At 68.0% G+C, this 18,292-nt stretch carries 19 protein-coding genes and 1 tRNA gene; 13 read left to right on the forward strand and 7 right to left on the reverse strand.

Features of this window, described 5'->3' with window-relative positions; translation table 11 throughout:
* Positions 1–32: 32 nt before the first annotated feature.
* The 6 genes from ATK30_RS18525 to ATK30_RS18545 all read right to left on the reverse strand — a co-directional run bounded on the left by ATK30_RS18525 (position 33) and on the right by ATK30_RS18545 (position 3,630).
* Positions 33–659: a hypothetical protein gene (locus tag ATK30_RS18525; RefSeq protein ID WP_101436655.1), complete on the reverse strand. Its 627-nt coding sequence runs from the start codon at positions 657–659 to the stop codon at positions 33–35.
* A gap of 39 nt (positions 660–698) precedes the next feature.
* Positions 699–1,208, reverse strand: a complete 510-nt coding sequence (locus ATK30_RS18530) for a hypothetical protein (RefSeq protein ID WP_101436656.1) — start codon at positions 1,206–1,208, stop codon at positions 699–701.
* A 105-nt stretch (positions 1,209–1,313) separates the two neighbouring features.
* Entirely contained in the window at positions 1,314–2,684 is a 1,371-nt protein-coding gene (locus tag ATK30_RS18535; RefSeq protein WP_101436657.1) for a putative T7SS-secreted protein, read from the reverse strand.
* Positions 2,681–3,049 (reverse strand): WXG100 family type VII secretion target, encoded by a 369-nt coding sequence (locus ATK30_RS18540; protein ID WP_101436658.1) that lies wholly within the window; start codon positions 3,047–3,049, stop codon positions 2,681–2,683. Before ATK30_RS18540 ends, ATK30_RS18535 begins: the two co-directional genes overlap by 4 nt.
* Positions 3,050–3,187: 138 nt before the next feature.
* Entirely contained in the window at positions 3,188–3,322 is a 135-nt protein-coding gene (locus ATK30_RS46880; RefSeq protein WP_279630001.1) for a hypothetical protein, read from the reverse strand.
* Positions 3,322–3,630, reverse strand: coding sequence for a hypothetical protein (locus tag ATK30_RS18545; RefSeq protein WP_101436659.1), 309 nt, complete (start codon positions 3,628–3,630; stop codon positions 3,322–3,324). Before ATK30_RS18545 ends, ATK30_RS46880 begins: the two co-directional genes overlap by 1 nt.
* 415 nt (positions 3,631–4,045) lie before the next feature.
* Between ATK30_RS18545 and ATK30_RS18550 the strand changes: the two genes are divergently transcribed.
* The 6 genes from ATK30_RS18550 to ATK30_RS18575 all read left to right on the forward strand — a co-directional run bounded on the left by ATK30_RS18550 (position 4,046) and on the right by ATK30_RS18575 (position 8,051).
* Positions 4,046–4,264 carry a helix-turn-helix domain-containing protein gene (locus tag ATK30_RS18550; protein WP_101436660.1) on the forward strand — a complete coding sequence of 73 codons (219 nt, stop codon included), beginning with the start codon at positions 4,046–4,048 and terminating at the stop codon, positions 4,262–4,264.
* Between the two features lie 270 nt (positions 4,265–4,534).
* Positions 4,535–4,786, forward strand: coding sequence for a helix-turn-helix domain-containing protein (locus ATK30_RS47295; protein WP_158242480.1), 252 nt, complete (start codon positions 4,535–4,537; stop codon positions 4,784–4,786).
* A gap of 99 nt (positions 4,787–4,885) precedes the next feature.
* Positions 4,886–5,320, forward strand: a complete 435-nt coding sequence (locus ATK30_RS18560) for a hypothetical protein (RefSeq protein ID WP_143271403.1) — start codon at positions 4,886–4,888, stop codon at positions 5,318–5,320.
* Positions 5,321–5,355: 35 nt separating this feature from the next.
* Entirely contained in the window at positions 5,356–5,949 is a 594-nt protein-coding gene (locus ATK30_RS18565; protein ID WP_158242481.1) for a DUF3558 domain-containing protein, read from the forward strand.
* A 2-nt stretch (positions 5,950–5,951) separates the two neighbouring features.
* The gene (locus ATK30_RS18570; protein WP_101436664.1) at positions 5,952–7,244 is read left to right on the forward strand and encodes a hypothetical protein; all 1,293 of its coding nucleotides are present in this window, start codon (positions 5,952–5,954) and stop codon (positions 7,242–7,244) included.
* Between the two features lie 33 nt (positions 7,245–7,277).
* Positions 7,278–8,051 (forward strand): ESX secretion-associated protein EspG, encoded by a 774-nt coding sequence (locus ATK30_RS18575; protein WP_101436665.1) that lies wholly within the window; start codon positions 7,278–7,280, stop codon positions 8,049–8,051.
* Positions 8,052–8,699: 648 nt separating this feature from the next.
* Here ATK30_RS18575 and ATK30_RS18580 read toward each other — a convergent pair.
* Positions 8,700–8,782, reverse strand: a tRNA-Leu gene (locus ATK30_RS18580).
* A 130-nt stretch (positions 8,783–8,912) separates the two neighbouring features.
* Here ATK30_RS18580 and ATK30_RS47725 point away from each other — a divergent pair.
* The 7 genes from ATK30_RS47725 to pknB all read left to right on the forward strand — a co-directional run bounded on the left by ATK30_RS47725 (position 8,913) and on the right by pknB (position 18,265).
* Entirely contained in the window at positions 8,913–10,145 is a 1,233-nt protein-coding gene (locus tag ATK30_RS47725) for an FhaA domain-containing protein (protein ID WP_101436666.1), read from the forward strand.
* A 102-nt stretch (positions 10,146–10,247) separates the two neighbouring features.
* The gene (locus ATK30_RS18590; protein WP_101436667.1) at positions 10,248–10,709 is read left to right on the forward strand and encodes an FHA domain-containing protein FhaB/FipA; all 462 of its coding nucleotides are present in this window, start codon (positions 10,248–10,250) and stop codon (positions 10,707–10,709) included.
* Complete coding sequence (locus ATK30_RS18595; RefSeq protein WP_101436668.1) at positions 10,706–12,082, forward strand: PP2C family protein-serine/threonine phosphatase; 1,377 nt, start codon at positions 10,706–10,708, stop codon at positions 12,080–12,082. Before ATK30_RS18590 ends, ATK30_RS18595 begins: the two co-directional genes overlap by 4 nt.
* The gene (locus ATK30_RS18600) at positions 12,082–13,569 is read left to right on the forward strand and encodes an FtsW/RodA/SpoVE family cell cycle protein (RefSeq protein ID WP_101436669.1); all 1,488 of its coding nucleotides are present in this window, start codon (positions 12,082–12,084) and stop codon (positions 13,567–13,569) included. The genes ATK30_RS18595 and ATK30_RS18600 overlap by 1 nt, the downstream gene beginning before the upstream one ends.
* The gene (locus tag ATK30_RS18605; RefSeq protein ID WP_101436670.1) at positions 13,566–15,029 is read left to right on the forward strand and encodes a peptidoglycan D,D-transpeptidase FtsI family protein; all 1,464 of its coding nucleotides are present in this window, start codon (positions 13,566–13,568) and stop codon (positions 15,027–15,029) included. The genes ATK30_RS18600 and ATK30_RS18605 overlap by 4 nt, the downstream gene beginning before the upstream one ends.
* A 3-nt stretch (positions 15,030–15,032) precedes the next feature.
* Positions 15,033–16,280: a serine/threonine-protein kinase gene (locus ATK30_RS18610; RefSeq protein ID WP_101436671.1), complete on the forward strand. Its 1,248-nt coding sequence runs from the start codon at positions 15,033–15,035 to the stop codon at positions 16,278–16,280.
* Positions 16,277–18,265 (forward strand): Stk1 family PASTA domain-containing Ser/Thr kinase, encoded by a 1,989-nt coding sequence (pknB, locus tag ATK30_RS18615; RefSeq protein WP_101440922.1) that lies wholly within the window; start codon positions 16,277–16,279, stop codon positions 18,263–18,265. Before ATK30_RS18610 ends, pknB begins: the two co-directional genes overlap by 4 nt.
* Positions 18,266–18,292: the final 27 nt, after the last annotated feature.

Genomic DNA, 18,292 nt, shown 5'->3' on the forward strand with positions numbered 1-18,292 from the left:
CTTTCCGATCTATCAACTCACCGTTGAAGCCATCAGCCGGTGGTGTCGACCCACTCGAAGGTCTCGAAGATGCCGCGCGCCAGGTCGACCACATGAGTCCAGTCTTCGGTGTTGTTGCTGGTCACGGCGAGGGCGAGAATCACCTTAGTGCCCGGTATCCACGCGGTGATCGCGTGTTCGGTGACCTGGACCGATCCTTCGCCGATCGAAATGCTCCCGACCGAGGCCGACTGCGCGATCACCGCCGGGCCTGCCGGCAATTCCACTACCTCGACCGGTCCCGTCGAGGTGCTGCGCTGAACCTCCTCGAGGCCGGAGATCGCCACAGCGGTCGACGAATGATCCGATTCCAGGCAGAAGCAGTTGACCACCGCCATGATCGGCCGCTTCAGGTCGTCAGGGGAGCGGAAGAACCCGGCGGCGGTGTAACTGGAACCGCCAGCCTCGGCCATGGCAGCGGTGCTCACGAGCATCGCGGTTGTTTCGGCGATGCCTTGGTCGATCTCGGCGTCGGGGCCCGCGCCGAACTCAGCGGACACTGAAGCGGCGAGAGACCGGAACTGTTCCTCGTCGATATTCCCTGCCGGCAAGGCGAGGAAACCGTCGGGCAGGAAGAGGGAGAACCCGGGTGGTTCCGGTGGAGCGGACACGTCCGTCATGAGTCCCGTCCTGTCTGAGAGTAGTGAGACCAACGCCGATTACCGGAAGCGGGACCACCCTTCGCCGTACGATTGAGCGAAGCTCCTGACGAGCGCCTCTTCCTCTTCGCTCAGCTTCAGAACCGCCTGTCCGTGTTCCGGCCAGTAGATCCGGAGAGCTCCTTCCTCAGCTCCGGGGGTGAGTTCCACGTTCAGCTCCGGCCCGCTTTGCCAGAAGGGAACCGGAGCACCCTGGTCGAGCCCGTCTTGGACGAAGACGACGTGTGACCTCGAAAAAACCACCCAGGACTTCTTCGGTGCCTTCTTCATCAGGTCGACGAAGTCGATCGCCGGGCCGTACGGGAGCGTCCCGCGCACGGTCAGCGTCCCCGTCCTGGTCGGCCACTTGGGGTAGATTTCCCAAAAGTTCAGCACATACAGGATGATTGCGTACGGAATGAATATCGGAAAGGCGAGAACGTAGAGGATCTTCTTGCCGATGCTCCACGTTCCGATGTCCTGCCTGTTCGGCAAGGTCAACTTGAAGCGCTTGCGCTGGAACGCGACCACCCCCGCGGGCTCTCCCCACAAGGCAGTCGCCCACCCGCGTATCGACTCTCTCTCTTGATTCACCCGCCACCTCTAATGTCACAGTCACGTCCGGACCGGCTCGGGTCAGCCTCCGGTGATCTTGTCCACCGCGTAGTCCTTCGCTTCGGCTTTCGCCACGCCGATCCCGGAGTTGACCGCAACTCCGGCCACGATTCCCTTGGTGCTGAACGGTTCCAGGTTGATTCCGGGGAGCTTGTTCGCCAAGTCCACCGCTTTGCCGTGCGAATACCGAGCTGCCTGGTCGATCGCCGCGGCGGGATCGGATCGCAACGCGTTCATCGTGATGGGGCTGACGTCCTGGCCGCCGATCTTGACCACCTGCCCGTCGATCTTGATCGCGGCACCGGCCCCGTCCCGGGCTACCGTGCCGCCGATCCCCTTGATCACCTTTTGCCCGACGCCAGGCACCTTGCCCGCCAGTTCGCCGGCCTTCCCCATTTTCGCGAGGACCGCACCGCGAGTGGCCTGCGCGACCGCGTTCTTGGCTCCAGCCACGACTTTTCCGCCGGGAATGACACCCACCGCGTCCATCGCGATGCTTCCCCACGACACGTCAGCGCCAGCGGCTTTCGCAAGCAGTTTCGTCCCGGCCGCGGCGGCACTGACCCCTACCGCCGCGGCCGCGGTAACCGCATTGACTCCGGGGATCCACGACGTGGCCAGTGCTACCACCCCCAGCACATTGCCGACGGTGGACAGCACGTCGCCGATCTTGGCGATGACGTCGGCGTGTTCCTTGACCCAGCCCCATACGTCGCCAGCGAGCTTCTTGATCCCGTCGGCCATTTTGCCGATGGCGTCACCGATTTTGTCGAGCAGACCCGGTTCTTCCGGCGCCTCGTCCTTTGCCTTGCGCAGTGCTTCGGCGACTTGCCCAGCAAGGTCCCCGTGCTGCGCGAGCAGCCGTTTCGCGCTTTCGCGCAGAGCATCCAGGTCTCCCTGCGCTTTGTTCAGTTGCTGTTGCGCCTTCCCCAGCGCCTCCTGGGCCTGCTGCAACTGCGCTGGGTCGCTGAAAGTCTGCCCGGCCAGCCGGAAGTCAGGGTTGGCCTGGGCAGAACTCACCTGGGCCTGGGCCGCCTCTGCCTGGTGCTCCAGGTCCGCTGCCTGCCGCTGCATGGTGCCGAGGTCTTCGGCCCACCGGGTGAGGGTCCCGGAAGCACCGGACAGTGATCGGTGTGCCTTGTCCAGGTACTCCGGCACCTGCCCGACCGTTTTCTGGAACGCCTGCGCCCCGTCGCCTTCCCAGAACCCGTCGGATTTTCCGAGCTTCGCCAGGTCTTCGTATGCCTGGCCCATTTCGGTCGCCACGCTGCCCAACGTCGTCGCGACGTCAGTCACCTTGGCTACGACACCTGGCGCGGGATCGAACCCGAGTGCCGGATAGCTTCCCGTCTCCACCGGCGCGACCGCGTCCGCGACCCGGTCCCAGTTCATCGGGCCGGCCCGTCGAGCCGGGCGCTGATCGCCGACGGCGGAGCGACGGCGGGCGGTGCCGACGCCGGCGTGCCCATCCCTTTCCCGAATTGGTCCGCGACCTTCTTCTCCATGTCCGCGTAGACCTGTTTCGCTTTGGACAAGCCCTCGGCTACTGTCCCGGAGAACTCGGCGATCTTCCCGATCCCGTACTCCCACCGGTCTTGGAACTCGCCGCCGGCCGAATCGATGTCGCGGCTTCCCAGTTCACCGGGCGATGACCCCTTGAGCTTCGCGTTAGCACTGGTCATCCGCTCTTTGGCCTGCTCGAGCGTGGAGATGAGAGTCCCCATCCGCCCGAGGTCGACCTGGTATCCGCCCGACATCTACGTCTCCCCTCGCAGCAGTCAGCGCCACTGAGTGTAACGAGACAGCCACTTCCCGCTCGCAAAATGCGGAAATCCACCCCTCCGAACCCACCGCCTCCCAGCGGCGGCCAACTGGATGGAGTCGACATCACCTGGTCATCCGTCGATCGGCATGATCTTGCCGAAATCGTCGCCGGAGTTGGTCAGCACTTGTTCGCGCTGCTGCATGGTCGTGGCGATCTCGTTGAGAGCCGCGGCGTTCCACCGCTTGACCTCGCTGACCGACGCCATCAGCGAGGTCCGCGCATTTTGTGCTCGCCCGGCAAGGCGTCGCGGGCGTGTTCGTCGCCCGCGATGTAGGTGTCCGCGGCCTTGCCGAGCGCCGCGGCGTGTTCGCCGGCATCGTTGCACCAAGTGGTCAACGTCGCCGCCCACGAACTCGCGAACTCTCCCGCCGCGCCCGCGGCTTTCGCTCCGGGCAGCGCAGCGGCAACACCGTTGACCGGTGTTCCGCAGTCCGCGGCGCGGATCTCGCCGACCGCCGCCTGCCCGGAGCGGCTTGCGGAGCGGAGCGCGTCCGGCACCGTCGTGAACCCCATCAAGTCCTCCCCAGGCCTTGTCGGTGGTAGCTGTCCGTGCTTAGTGAAGCACTCCGACGCTACAACACAAGAGCAACGACGCGCTGGGGCCGACTACGCAAAACACCCGGGTACAACTACTCAAATCACCCGGTTCGCGCTCAGCCCGGCCCGACGCAGAGGCCAGGCTATGCACTGGCGACGCTTTCTCCCGTTGACGTTTCGGAGGCCGTCCCAGTCTGCTAGTCATCACTGCGCAGATCGCGCCAACCCGGGGCGACCCGTGAAATCCGCTGCGGCACCGCTGTATACAGGTATGCCTGTTTACTGTTAAACGCGCTTGCGGTGATCATCGTGCTCAGCGTCGATTTCTCTGGCGTGTGGGCGACCGCCGCAGTAAGCGCTGGCAAACCCCGATGCGAATAGGATGAGCGGCATGGACGGTATCGGGGAGCGAGAGCTGGAGCAGATGAGGCAGGCATGCCCGGACGCCCGCCAGCAGGACATCGCACGCGAGGTCGGGACGACCCCCGACGCGTTCTCGTGCGCCCTGCGCGGCCAACGGAACTTCTCGTCGCTGGAGCTGGCCCGGCTCGCCGACCTGCTCGACACCTGTACTGGCTCCTCACCGACGAACCGGACCCGCATCGGCTGACGGTCGCGGCTCGACACGACTTCGACGGATCGAGTTCCCCGGGTAGGTGACTTTTTACGCCTGCGCCATCGCCCAGCGGGAGCCGGTGCTCCTGGGTGGCCCAGGTACACAGAGTGATGAAGTCGGCTCATAACTCAGGCAATGTGGCTCTAGCGCTACTGCCTATGTGTAGCGCTAGCACCACCTTGTGGCAAGTGCCTGTCAGTGATGCGTCCGTGACCGGGGAAGGAGCGTCGTGTCCGCGATCTGCGACGCAAGGTCCTCGGATCAGTGCTGAGAGACGCGCGTCATCGCACCGGGCTGTCTCAGGAGAGGGTCGCGAACGCGATCGGCATGGACCGGACCATGCTCCTGAGGCTCGAACAAGGCAAACGGACCGTGGCAGTAGACCGCCTGTGGGATCTCGCCACCGAGATGAAAACCACGGTGTCCGCATTAGTGGCCTCGGCAGAAGCTGTGGTCGCGCAGGTCGAAAAGCGCCCGGTCGGATGCCGGTGCCAGCGCCCGGAACTCCAGCGCTAGGTGATCTCCGGCGTTCCCGGGACACAGGGTTGCCTGTTGGCTACCATCGGTTCGGCTTAGTGAAGCTATAGGCGCGCTAGCCGCAAGGGGAGGATGCAGATGGCTGAGCATGCGACACCGCCAGGTGATACCGGTGCTATCGGAATGCTCACCGGGGCAAGCTTTTTCGTCGCCGACGGCCCAGCCGGCGGCGGAGGCGCGTCCGGCGGGGGCGGTGCGCCCGGCTTCTACCTGAGCAAGGAGGCCATGACCGCCGAACTCACGAACCTCCAGAACTTGCAGACGCGCATCGATTCTCAAATCGAAAAAGCCGTCCCGATGTGGAGCATCGTGCCGCCCGGGAAAGACCCGGCTTCGCTGCGGAACACCGATGCCAGCAACAACTCCGGGAACTACTACCGCGGCCACCTGATGCGGCAAAGCGCCTACCTCGGCTCCGTCATTCAGAAGATGAAAGACGCCCTTGGCATCCACGACGCGCACGACCAGCAGGCAGGCAAAGACATCACCAAGCAGGGCGAGGGACACTTCTGATGCGTTCGACCCGTTTCCGGATTCCGTTGCTGACCTTGGCTCTGGCTGCCGGACTGGTGGCATGCAGCGGAAACGGAGGGAAGGCCGATCCTCCCGGGCAGTCGCTGCCTGGTGCGGAGTCACCGAGCAGCAACGCTCAACAGCCCGCTTCAGACACTCCGAAGATCGCGAACCCGCTGCCCGCTTCGCTCGTCCAAGGCGATCCCTGCAAGGTGCTGACCGATGCGCAGGTGAAGACCCTGTTCTCCGGTGTGTCGCCTGCGGTGCAGCCATCGCAGGACACAGGGGTCGCCAAGCAGTGCCGTTGGTCCAACCCGAGTCGGGGTTCGGGCATCGGCGTGCAGCTCGTGTATGCCTGGAAAGACGGCCTAGGTCACGTCTACGCGAAAAAGAACGAGGGATTCTTCAAGGAACTAGCGCCCGTCCAAGGCTACCCGGTCGTCGCCTACGGGCCGAGCGATGACCGTGCGACCGGGCGATGCAGCGTCGCCGTCGGCATCGCAGACGACGCCGCATTCGAGGTCGACGTCAAGCTGGCCAACGACCAAGTCGGATCGTCGGCCGATCCGTGCCAGGACGCCCAGCACGTGGCCGACCTGGCCGTCATCACCCTGAAGGCCGGTGCGTGACGATGAGTTTCATCGCGGACAGGTTCAACGCGTTCCTGAAGCAGATGCAGGACGAGGGGAAGATCATCCTGCCGGGCGAGCTGGTGCGACGGGTGAAAGCCGGACCCGGCCCGGACAGTCTCGGGCAGGCGCAGCACGCCGCATGGCAGCAATCACAGGAGCAGCAGGGCATCGAGTCCGACACCTTGACGACGGTCGGTCGGCTGGAAAGCGCCTGGTCGGGACCGAGCGGCGACGCGGCGAGAGGATCGCTGAAACCGCTCGCGGACGTCGCGACCTCGGCGTCGATGGCCTTGCACGACAGCCAGAACACCCTCGCCGACCAAGGGCACGCGTTCACCTCGACCCGGGATTCGCTGCACGACGTGTCCGACGACCCGCCGTCGAAGTCCGCCTGGGACACGGCGACCCCGTGGGACACCGACAACGAGAAGAACATCAACGCGCGCAACGCCGCCGTCCAGCAGAACAACGCCACCTATCAAAGCTTCACCGACACCAGCGACGGCCACGCGCAGAAGATGCCCGTCGACTACGGGCAGGTACCCGATTCCTCGGACGGCACCTACGGGCTCGTTCCGCAGCAGGGACCGGTCGAGCATCCGCCTGAGCCACGCAAGAAGGAAAGCTTCACCCCGTACCCGCCCAGCCATTCCTACGGCCCGCCTGACCAGGGCGGCCCGGGGACCGCGCCCCCGCCCGGATCGTTCTCACCGCAGCCGGGGCACAGCGGGGTCTCCGGCAGCCAACAGCAGCCTCCGCCCTCCGTGCCGGCGGCCGCGCACGGCGACGACAGCACCCGCACATCCGGCTACGTCCCGCCCGGATCCACCGGCACAGGCAACACACCCCTCCAGTTCGGGCCCACCGGCTCCGGCTTGCCCGCCACCGGGCCCGGCGGCTCCAGCAGCTACCAGCCCCCCGGATACCTCGGCAGCATGCCCGGGGCGTTCGGACCCGTCGGCGGCACCGGAACACCCGGGTCCGGCGGCAGCGGAGCGGGCGGCTCTGGTTCTGCCATGCGCGGCGGCCCGGGAGGCGCGGCCAGCGCGGGTGGGTCGTCCGGCGCTGGCCGGTTCGGTGAACCGGAACCCGGGATGCGCGGCGGAGCAGCTGGCACCGGTGCGCCCGGCGCCAAGGGCGCGAACGGGATGCCGATGGCCGGCGGCGCGGGCAAGGGCGGGAAAGGCGAGGAGGACCAGGAAAAGAAATCCGCGTCCTACCTCCAGGAAGCCGACCCGAACGCGTTGTTCGGCTACGACGGCAAAGCGACTCCGCCCGTCATCGGCAAGTAAGCAGCATCAGCTGTATCGAGGGGAAACAACGTGATGCTGCTCGACGAACCCGTGACACTGCCGCGCCTGGCGGTCGCGAAAGCCTGGGAATGGGAACGAATCGGCCCGGCGCACCCGGTCATCGGTGTCGTCGACCTCTGGGTCGAAGATGACGCCGCCGCGCGCCTGGACGACCTCACCCGGCAGGTGCTGGCCGAGCCGGGGTTCTACAACCTGCGCACCAACCGGGTCACCGGAGAATTCCGCGACCTGCTGCTGGCGGTCGCAAACGCCGACGCAGAATGCTACGGCTGGTCGGCCGACCGGCACGGCCGAGACCGCGCCCTGCTCGCCGTCCTGACCGGCCGCAACGCCGTGCTGGCCACCGTCCAGGACGAGCAGCTCACTTTGACAGCGATCGGCGCGAACCAGCTCGTCCGCGCCGTCGTGAGTGAACTGCCCGACTTCCCGGCTGCGAACATCCGCGAATTCACCGTGCCGAAAGCCGAGTACGACGGCGGCTCCAGCAGCGAGTCGTACGACCTCGACACCAGCAGCGACTACACCGTCACCACCCCCGCCGATCAGCTCCGCGCGGTCATGGGGTCGCGGCGGGAAGCCGGCCATCAGCTGTTCGTCGCCACCCGCACCGGAGGCCACCGGGTCGCGAGCATGCCGTTGACCGCAGTGGACAGCCTCGACCACGGCCGGGTCCTTACCTACCTCCGAGACAGCCCCAACGGACACGTGGACATCGTCTGCGGACCCGGCAACCCCGGCTACATCACCGGCACCCTCGACAACACACTCCGGCTGCTTCGCAGCTGAACCACTCCCCGGAAACCCTGTCCTCGCGCATGGAAGGAACGGAACCTGGACGCAGCCATGGCCAAACTGAATACCGGGTCGGTCACACGACCGAACTTACCAACAACGTCAGCTTGGCCAACCCGAACCTAAGGGATCGGCTATGGACGAGACCGTGCAGCGGACGCTGGCCCAGCTCTAAAGGGGGATCGACCTCGCCGTACCGTGCTAGGTGGTTGGGTACACAGCGTGCCTGCTGACCACAGCGACCCTGGTCTCGTTTCTTGCGCGCAAGGCAGGGAAGTTGTTGTTCCGTGTTCAGTGGCGCACGAGCAGGCACCGTCTCTCCCTGTGGTGGACCGTTCGGCTCGGCAACGCCGCGCAAACGTCCTCGGCGACCCACCCGGCCGATCGCCTGCCGCGCGCAAGTGCTCGAACCGCACCACTCGATCAGGCGACACACCCCGCCCACATCAACCACAGGCCCGTTCGGCACCCCCGCAGCACACCTCAGCCAGAAAATGTGCCCTGGCCCACACCCAACCCAACCCCCTGCCAACCGCCGCCGATGGCACCGCGGGAGTCCGGGGGCTCGGCCCCCGGGGGCGAAGGAACGACCGACAAACGGAAAAGGCCCCAGTCGCGCAAACGACTGGGGCCTGACCACGGTGGGCGAGGAGGGAGTTGAACCCTCACGTCCTTTCGGACACACGGACCTGAACCGTGCGCGTCTGCCATTCCGCCACTCGCCCGAGTTGCTTCCTTGAGGCAGCCAGCAAAGCTTAGCAGGGCCTTCTGACGGGTTTCACCGGGGGCATGCCCAACCCTTCCTCCCCCGGATAGGATCGATGCGGAAGCACACGTGTGAGGAGGTCGTCCCCGGTGGGTCGCGTTGAGCGCTTCGACAGGCGACTCGAGAACCTGGTGGGGAATACTTTCGCGCGCATGTTCGGCGGCAACGTCGTCACACAGGAAGTGGCGGTTGCGCTCGAGAGGGAAGGCGAGGAGAACGTTCGTGAGCTGGCAGGCGGTCGGCAGCTCGCCCCGAATCACTACATCGTGTCTTTGGGGGCGGCTGACCACGATCGCATGGCCGGCGATGAGCAGCGGGTCACCGGGGTTCTCGCGAGGGCGGTGGCGGAACACCTCGCCGCGCAGGGCTGGGACACCTATGGTGACGTCGTCGTATCACTCGAGCGCAACGAGGCGCTGCATACTGGACAGTTCAAGACCCGTTCGTCCGTCGATCCCGACGCCCGCGCCGCTGCGGGGGAAGGGCCGTCACGGTCGGCACGACCCAGCAACGCAGGAGACCCACCAATGAGCCAGCCCCCCGGCTACGGCCAACACGACCAGGGTGACCCGTACGGCCAGCACGGCCAGTACGGCTACGGACAGCAGGGTGGCCAGCAGCCCGGGTACGACCAGGGTTATGGCGGTCAGCCGCAGCAGGGCTACGACCAGGGCTACGGCGCGCAGCCGGGCTACGACCAGTACGGCGGCCAGGCCCCGGCCCCGCACGGCGGTTACGACCAGGGCTACGGCCAGGCTCCGCAGCCGGGCTACGACCACCAGGGTTACGGGCAGGCCCCGCAGGGCGGCTACGACCAGGGCTACGGCGGCCAGGCTCCGCAGGGCGGCTACGACCAGGGCTACGGGCAGCCGCCGCAGGGGGGCTATGACCAGGGGTACGGCCAGCCGCCGCAGGCCGGGTACGACCAGGGTTACGGCCAGCAGGGCGGGTACGACCAGTACGGCGGCCAGCCGCAGGCGGGGTACGGCCAGGACCCGTACGCGCAGCAAGGCGCTCCGGCCGCGGGCCGTCAGCTTCAGGCGAGCCTGCAGCTGGACGACGGCTCCAACCGCACCTACTCGCTGAAGCAGGGCGGCAACGTCGTCGGCCGCGGGCAGGACGCCGACTTCCGCCTCCCGGACACCGGCGTTTCGCGGCGGCACCTGGAGATCACCTGGGACGGGCAGAGCGCGACGCTCGCCGACATCGGGTCGACCAACGGGACCACGGTCAACGGCACCCCGGTGCAGACGTGGCAGCTGGCCGACGGCGACGTGATCCGGGTGGGCCATTCGTCCCTGGTGTTCCGAACCCAGGGCTGAGCGCAGACCGTCCACAGGGTTCCCGCAGAATTGTCTTGCGGGGGGAACCGCGGCGTGCGTGGCGCCGCGGCTTGCAGGCACAGGCGGGAGCGGACACAACAAGTGCCAGAGCTGGTCGTTCAACTCACCAGAGTGGGCTTTCTCGTGCTGCTCTGGCTCTTCGTGTTCGCCGCGCTCCGAGTCGTGCGCTCGGACCTCTACGCCGCCTCGGGCCTCCGGGTCCAGGTGCCGTCCTTCCGCCGGAGCAAAGAGAAGAAGCCGCGGGGCAGCAAGACCCCGCAGCAACTGCTCGTCACGCACGGGGCCCTCGCGGGCACCCGCATCGCGCTCGACGGGCGGCCGATCCTCATCGGCCGCGCCGACGACTCGACGCTGGTGCTCGACGACGACTACGCATCGACCCGGCACGCCCGGATCGCGCTGCGCGGGGAGGACTGGTACGTGGAAGATCTGGGCTCGACGAACGGGACCTACCTCGACCGGGCTAAGGTCACTGCACCCCTCCGGGTCCCGCTCGGAGTCCCCATCCGGATCGGCAAGACGGTGATCGAGCTTCGCCCATGACTCTCGTCCTCCGCTACGCGGCCCGCAGCGACCGGGGCCTGGTGCGTTCCAACAACCAGGACTCCGTCTACGCCGGCCCGCGCCTCCTCGCGCTCGCCGACGGCATGGGCGGGCACGCCGCAGGTGAGGTGGCCAGCAAGGTCGTCATCGCCTCGCTCGCCCCGCTCGACGACGACGAGCCGGGCGACGACCTGCTCGCTCAGCTTCGCGAAGCCGTCCAGAACGGCAACGCGGCGATCGCCGAACTGGTGTCCCAGGACCCCGATCTGGACGGCATGGGCACCACGCTCACCGCGGTCCTGTTCGCGGGAAACCGGCTTGGTCTGGTCCACGTCGGCGACTCGCGCGCGTATTTGATGCGCGGCGGCCAGTTCGCCCAGATCACCCGCGACGACAGTTTCGTCAACGAACTGCTCGAACAGGGCCGCATCACGCCGGAAGAGGCGGCGGGGCACCCGCAGCGGTCGCTGCTGCTCAAGGCGCTCACCGGACACGAGGTCGAGCCCAGCCTGACCGTGCGCGAGGCGCGTCCCGGTGACCGGTACCTGATCTGCTCCGACGGTTTGTCCGGAATGGTCAGCGACGAGACGCTCGCCGAGGCCGTGCAGATCCCGGATCCGCAGGAATGCGCCGACCGGATGATCGAGCTGGCGCTCAAGGGCGGCGGCACGGACAACGTGACCGTCATCATCGCCGACGTGGTCGACGTCGATTTCGGCGACGACGCCCCGATCGTGGGCGGAGCCGCGGGCGACGGCAGCGACGAGATGCATCAGGGCGATTCCCCGGCGGCCCGAGCGCGCGCGCTGACTCAGCCGCCGCCCGCGCCCCGGCAGGAACCGCAAGCCCCGCAGGAAGACCCCAAAGCGAAACGGCGGAAACGGTTCCGCTGGCTCGTGGGGGCGGTCGTGGTGCTGATCGTGCTGGGCGCCGCCGCGATCGCGACTCGATACTTCGTGCTCAGCCAGTACTACGTCGGAGAAGGCCCCGATCAGGAGGTCGTGATCTACCGCGGCGTCCCGGGCAGCATCCTCGGCATCGATCTGCACTCGCTCGAGCAGGGCTCGTGCCCGCCGGGGCAGTTGTGCACCGACAAGCTCCGCGTCAGCGCGTTGCAGGAGGACGCGCGGATCGCCGTGCAGAACGGCGTGAAGCGCGAAAGCCTCGACGACGCGCGCAAGTACATCGACGATTTCCTGCGTCTCAAGAAGAAGCTGTCGGACTGCAAACCGGCCAACTCTTCGGGCGTCCCGCCGTCGGGCGCGCCCTCGTCCAGCGTGGCGCCGCCGGGCGGCACGCCTTCGTCGGCGAACCAGCCTGCGGGGAGGGACTGCTCGACGGCGGGTACGCCGCCGACGGGGGGCGGTAACTGATGGGCCAGCCGCTGGCCGACCCGACGTCCGCCCAGTTCGCCACTAACCCGCCGCGAGACCTCCCCAAGCGCAGGAGCACGGAGCTCGCGCTGCTGGCGTTCGCCGCGGGCATCGTCACCCTCGCCCTGGTCATCGTCGAGGCCAACCAGGAGCAGGAGCTGACGCTCTCGATCCTGTGGGTGGGCCTCGCGTACCTCGGCGTCCTCGCCACGACGCACCTCGCCGTGCGCCGATGGGCCCCGTACGCCGACCCGGTGCTCCTGCCGTGCGTCGCGCTGCTGAACGGGATCGGGCTGGTGATGATTCACCGGCTCGATCTGGCGAAGGCCGAGTCCGCGTTGCAGCGCGGCAAGGACTACTCGCCGGAAATCACCAAGCAGCTGCTGTTCACCGCGGTTTCGCTGGTGCTGTTCGTGGTGGTGCTGGTGGTGGTCAACGACCACCGCACGCTGACCCGCTACAGCTACATCTGCGGCCTGATCGGGCTCGGCGCGCTCGCGCTGCCCGCGGTGCTGCCCGCCAGCCTGTCCGAGGCGGGCGGCGCGAAGGTGTGGCTGAAGCTGCCGTTCTTCTCGATCCAGCCGGGCGAGTTCGCGAAGCTGCTGCTGATGGTGTTCTTCGCGTCGTTCCTGGTGTCCAAACGCGACTTGTTCATGGTGGCGGGCAAGAAGTTCCTCGGCGTCGAACTCCCCCGCGCACGTGACCTGGGCCCGATCCTGATCGCCGCCGCCGTCGCGATCGGCGTGCTCGTGTTCGAGAAGGACCTCGGCACGTCGCTGCTGTATTTCAGCATCATCCTGGTGATGCTCTACGTCGCGACCGAGCGCGCGATCTGGGTCGTCGTCGGGCTGACCTTCTTCGTCGGCGGCTGCCTCATCGCCTACAACCTGTTCGGCCACGTCCAGCAGCGCGTGGAGAACTGGACCGACCCGCTCGGCCCGCGCTACGACGTGCTGGGCGGCAGCTACCAGCTCGCGCAGGGCCTGTTCGGGCTCGGCACCGGCGGCGTCGGCGGCACCGGGCTCGGCGCCGGCCGCCCGGACATCCCGCCCGCCGCGAGCACCGACTTCATCACCGCCGCGATCGGCGAGGAGCTCGGCTTCATCGGGCTGGCCGCGGTGCTCATGCTGTACATGCTGCTCGCGATGCGCGGCATGCGCAGCGCGCTGGCCGTGCGCGACACGTTCGGCAAACTGCTCGGCGGCGGGCTCGCCTTCACCATCGTGATCCAGATCTTCGTGGTCGTCGGCGGCGTCACCGCGCTCATCCCGGAAACCGGCGTCACCGCGCCCTTCCTGTCCTACGGCGGCTCTTCGCTGCTGGCGAACTACATCCTGGTCGCCCTGATGCTGCGGATTTCGGACGCGGCGCGCAGGCCGGCCACCCGGCCGAAGCCTCAGCAGCCGCAGGCTCCGATCGCCGAGGCGCACACCGTGATGGTGCGGCGTCCGCCAGCCGAAGGCGAACCGAACGGGAGGACCGCGTGAACGCCCCCCTGCGCAAGGTCGGCATGGCGATGCTCGTGATGATCGTGCTGCTGCTGGCCAACGACACGTACGTCCAGGTCATCAAGGCCGACACGTACCGCACCGATCCGCGCAACCAGCGCGTGCTCTACGACGAGTACTCCCGTCAGCGCGGCCAGATCGTCACGCCGGACGGCACCGTGCTCGCCGGAGTGAAGCCCTCGACCGACAAGTTCAAGTTCTTCCGCACCTACGCCGACGGTCCGATGTACGCCCCGGTCACCGGGTACTACTCGATCAACTACGGCGCCGGCGGGCTCGAGCGGACCGAGGACGACGTGCTGAACGGGTCGGACCCGCGGCTGTTCGTCCGGCGGCTGTCGGACATGGTCACCGGCCGCGATCCGCGCGGCGGCAACGTGAAGCTCACCATCGACCCGAAGGTGCAGAAGGCCGCCTACGACCTGATGACGCAGCGCGGCTACACCGGCGCGGTGGTCGCGATGGAGCCGAAGACCGGCCGCATCCTCGCGATGGTCTCGACCCCGTCGTACGACCCGAACCAGCTGGCGACGCACGGCACCGACCAGAACAAGGCCTGGGAGGCCTACGCCAAGGACCCGAAGAACCCGATGCTGAACCGGGCGATCTCGGAGAACTACCCGCCGGGGTCGACGTTCAAGATCGTCACCGCCACCGCGGCGCTGGAGAGCGGCATCGGCCCGGACACCCAGGTCAGCACCGCACCGAACGTGCAGCTTCCGGGCACGAACACGACGCTGGAGAACTACGGCGGCGAAACCTGCCCCGGCAACACGTTCAAGGACGCGCTGGCGCATTCGTGCAACGTCCCGTTCGCGACGTTCGCGGGCCAGCTCGGCGCGGACAAGATGAAGGCGGCCGCGGCCAACTTCGGCATCGGGCAGACCGACCTGACCGTGCCGATGCGGGTCGTCGGCTCGACCGTCGGCGCGCTCGACTCGCCGGGCGCGCTCTACCAGAGCGGCATCGGCCAGCGCGACGTCCGGCTCACCCCGCTGCAGGACTGCCTGCTGTCGGCGACCGTCGCCAACGGCGGCACCGCGATGAAACCGCAGCTGATCCAGTCGATCCTGGCCCCGGACCTGTCGACGATCGAGGACGTCGACCCGGAGCCGCTCACCGGCAAGGCCGCGCTGTCGCCGGAGAACGACAAGATCCTCACCGACATGATGATCGCGTCGGAGTCCTTCACCAAGGGCGGCGGCAAGAACGACGCGCTGAAGATCGCGTCGAAGACCGGCACCGCCGAGCACGGCGCCGACTCCAAGAACACCGCGCCGCACGCGTGGTACACCGCGTTCGCGCCGTCGGACAACCCGCAGATCGCCGTTTCGGTCATCGTCGAGAACGGCGGCAACCGCGGTCTCGCCGCGACCGGCGGCACGGTGGCCGCCGAGATCGGCCGCGCCGCCATCGCCGCCCGGCTCGGGGGTGGATAGCCGATGCTGTCCTCGGGTCAGCTGCTGGCCGAGCGCTACAAGCTGACGAACCGGATCGCCGTCGGCGGGATGGGCGAGGTCTGGCAGGCGAGCGACACCCGGCTCGACCGGATCGTCGCGGTGAAGGTGCTGAAGGCCGAACTGTCCGGCGACGCCGAATTCCTGCACCGGTTCCGGACCGAGGCACGGATGACCGCGTCGCTCAACCACGCCGGGATCGCCGCGGTGCACGACTACGGCGAGACGGTCAACGAGGACCTGTCCATCGCGTACCTGGTGATGGAGTACGTGGAGGGCGACCCGCTGGCGGGCATCCTCGCCAAGCACGGGCGGCTCACCGCGGACTACACGCTCGACCTGCTCGAGCAGGCGGGCACCGCGCTGCAGGCCGCGCACGAACAGGGCTTGGTGCACCGCGACGTGAAACCGGGCAACATCCTGGTCACCCCCGCGGGCAAGGTGAAGATCACCGACTTCGGCGTGGCCAAGGCCGCCGACGCGGCCCCGGTCACCCGGTCCGGCATGGTCATGGGCACGGCGCACTACATCGCGCCGGAGCAGGCGCTCGGCCAGGACGCGGAACCCGCCAGCGACGTCTATTCGCTCGCGGTGTGCGGGTACGAATGCCTCGCCGGGCACCGGCCGTTCCTGTCCGAGAACGCGGTGACGGTCGCGATGATGCACATCCGCGACGTCCCGCCGCCGCTGCCGCCGGACGTCCCGCCGGGCGCGCGGGCGGTGATCGAGGCGACGCTGGTGAAGGACCCCCGGCAGCGCTACGCCAGCGGCGGCGAGTTCGCCGGCGCGATCGCCGCGGTCCGCGCCGGACGCCCGCTGCCCACCCCGCTCGGCTTGGTCAACGCCGCGTACGCGGCAGGCCAGGCGCCGCCAGCGCCACCGGTTCCGCCCCCAGTGCCGCAGGCGGGGACCGGCGCGCCGATCGGGCCCAGCTCCAACCCCGCGTTCCGGCCGCTCTCGGCTCCGCCGGGTCCGCCAGTACAGCCGGTCCCGCCGCCGAGGCGGAACCAGTGGGGCTGGTGGGTGCTGCTCGCGGTGGTCGTCGTCGTGGTCCTGGTGGCCGTGGCGTTCTTGATCGCGAGAGTGGTGTCGGCCGGCAACGGCGGACCGCCGCGAAGCGTGGACAGCGGGAGCGGACCGACCTCAGCCACCCCGGCCGGTACGAGCGAGGCCCAGAGCCTGCAAGGCATGATGACCACACCTTGGACGGAATGGAACGGCACGAAGCGATGACGACACCCAGACTGCTCTCCAATCGGTACGAGCTGGGCGACACGCTCGGGTACGGAGGTATGTCCGAGGTCCACCACGGGCACGACGTGCGGCTGGGCCGGGAAGTCGCGATCAAGGTCCTGCGCGCGGACCTCGCCCGCGATCCGCAGTTCCAGGAGCGGTTCCGGCGCGAGGCGCAGAACGCCGCCGCGCTGAACCATCCCGCGATCGTCGCCGTGTACGACACCGGCGAGGCGAACACCGACGTCGGACCGCTGCCGTACATCGTCATGGAGTACGTCGAAGGCCGGACGCTGCGCGACATCGTCAAGACCGAGGGCCCGCTGTCGCAGAAGCGCGCGATGGAGGTCATGGCCGACGTCTGCGCCGCGCTCGACTTCTCGCACCGGCACGGCATCGTGCACCGCGACGTGAAGCCGGCGAACGTGATGATCACGAAGAACGGCGCCGTCAAGGTGATGGACTTCGGCATCGCGCGCGCCATGCACGACGGCCAGTCGGCGATGACGCAGACCGCGGCCGTCATCGGCACCGCCCAGTACCTCTCGCCGGAGCAGGCTCGCGGCGAATCGGTGGACGCCCGGTCGGACGTCTACGCGGCGGGCTGCGTGCTGTACGAACTGATCACCGGAGAGCCGCCGTTCACCGGCGATTCCCCGGTCGCGGTGGCGTACCAGCACGTGCGGGAGGACCCGAACCCGCCGTCGTCGGTGAACCCGGCGGTGTCGCCGGAACTGGACGCGGTCGTGCTGAAGGCGCTGGCCAAGGGCCCGGCGAACCGGTACCAGTCGGCCGCCGAAATGCGCTCGGACCTGGTCCGCACGCTGTCCGGGCAGCGCCCGTCGGCCCCGATGGTGATGTCGGACGACGAGCGCACCCAGGTGATGAACGCCGACCGGCGCCAGCCGGTCGCCTACGACGAGTACCCCGACGAGCCGGAAGAGGACCCGCGGGCCAAGCGCCGCCGCCGGATCATCTTCGGGTTGATCGCCGCGCTGCTCCTGGCGGGCGTCGCGCTGCTCATCGTGTGGCTGTCCGGATCGTTCCGCGACACCAACAAGGACGCCCAGATCCCGCCGGTGGTCAATCAGCCGGTGGTGCAGGCGAAGTCCACGCTGCAGCAGGCGGGCTTCTCGTCGTTCGCGCCGAACAAGACCGTGGTGTGCGGCCCGGAGGCGACCAACCCCGGCGGCCAGACCTGCTCCGAGGACCAGATCGACAAGGTCATCGCGATCGACCCACAGGTCGGCGCGACGGTGCCGACCACGTCCACGATCACCCTCACCGTCGGCGTGAAGCCGGGCAACACCACCGTGCCGGACCTGAGCGGCAAGTCGCCGGACGACGCGAAGGCGGCGCTCGAGCAGGCCAAGCTGAAGCTGGGCAACACGACGACGCGGACCGTCGACAACCCGAGCGACGTCGGCAAGGTCGTGTCGCAGAACCCGACCGCGAACTCCTCGGCCACCGAGGGCACGCCGGTGGACATCGTCGTCGGGTCGGGCGTCACGCAGAAGGAGGTGCCGAACACGGTCGGCCAGGACTACGAGACGGCGAAGCAGACGCTGCAGAACGCCGGTTTCCAGGTCAAGCGCACCGACCAGGCCTCGGACAAGCCGAAGAACCAGGTCATCGACCAGCAGCCCAACGGCGGCAACCTGCCCCCGAACAGCACGGTGAAGCTGACCGTGTCGTCCGGTCCGCAGCAGATCACGATGCCGGACCTGACCGGGCAGACCCAGGACCAGGCGACCCGGACGCTGCAGAGCCTCGGCTGGTCGGGCACCATCCAGCCGCAGACGACGCACGGCGGCAGCGCCCAGCCGAACACCGTGGTGAAGCAGAACCCGCCCGCGGGCAGCCAGATCAGCCCGAATCAGACGGTCATTCTGACCATCCAGGAGGACGACGGCAGCGGCGGCTCGCCGACGTCGAGCTCCAGCGGCGGGATCTTCCCGCCGGGCGGGATCCACAACAACCCCTGATCCGCTCGTAGAAAGGGCCCGCACGGT

The organism is Amycolatopsis echigonensis (assembly GCF_002846615.1).
Classification (GTDB): domain Bacteria; phylum Actinomycetota; class Actinomycetes; order Mycobacteriales; family Pseudonocardiaceae; genus Amycolatopsis; species Amycolatopsis echigonensis.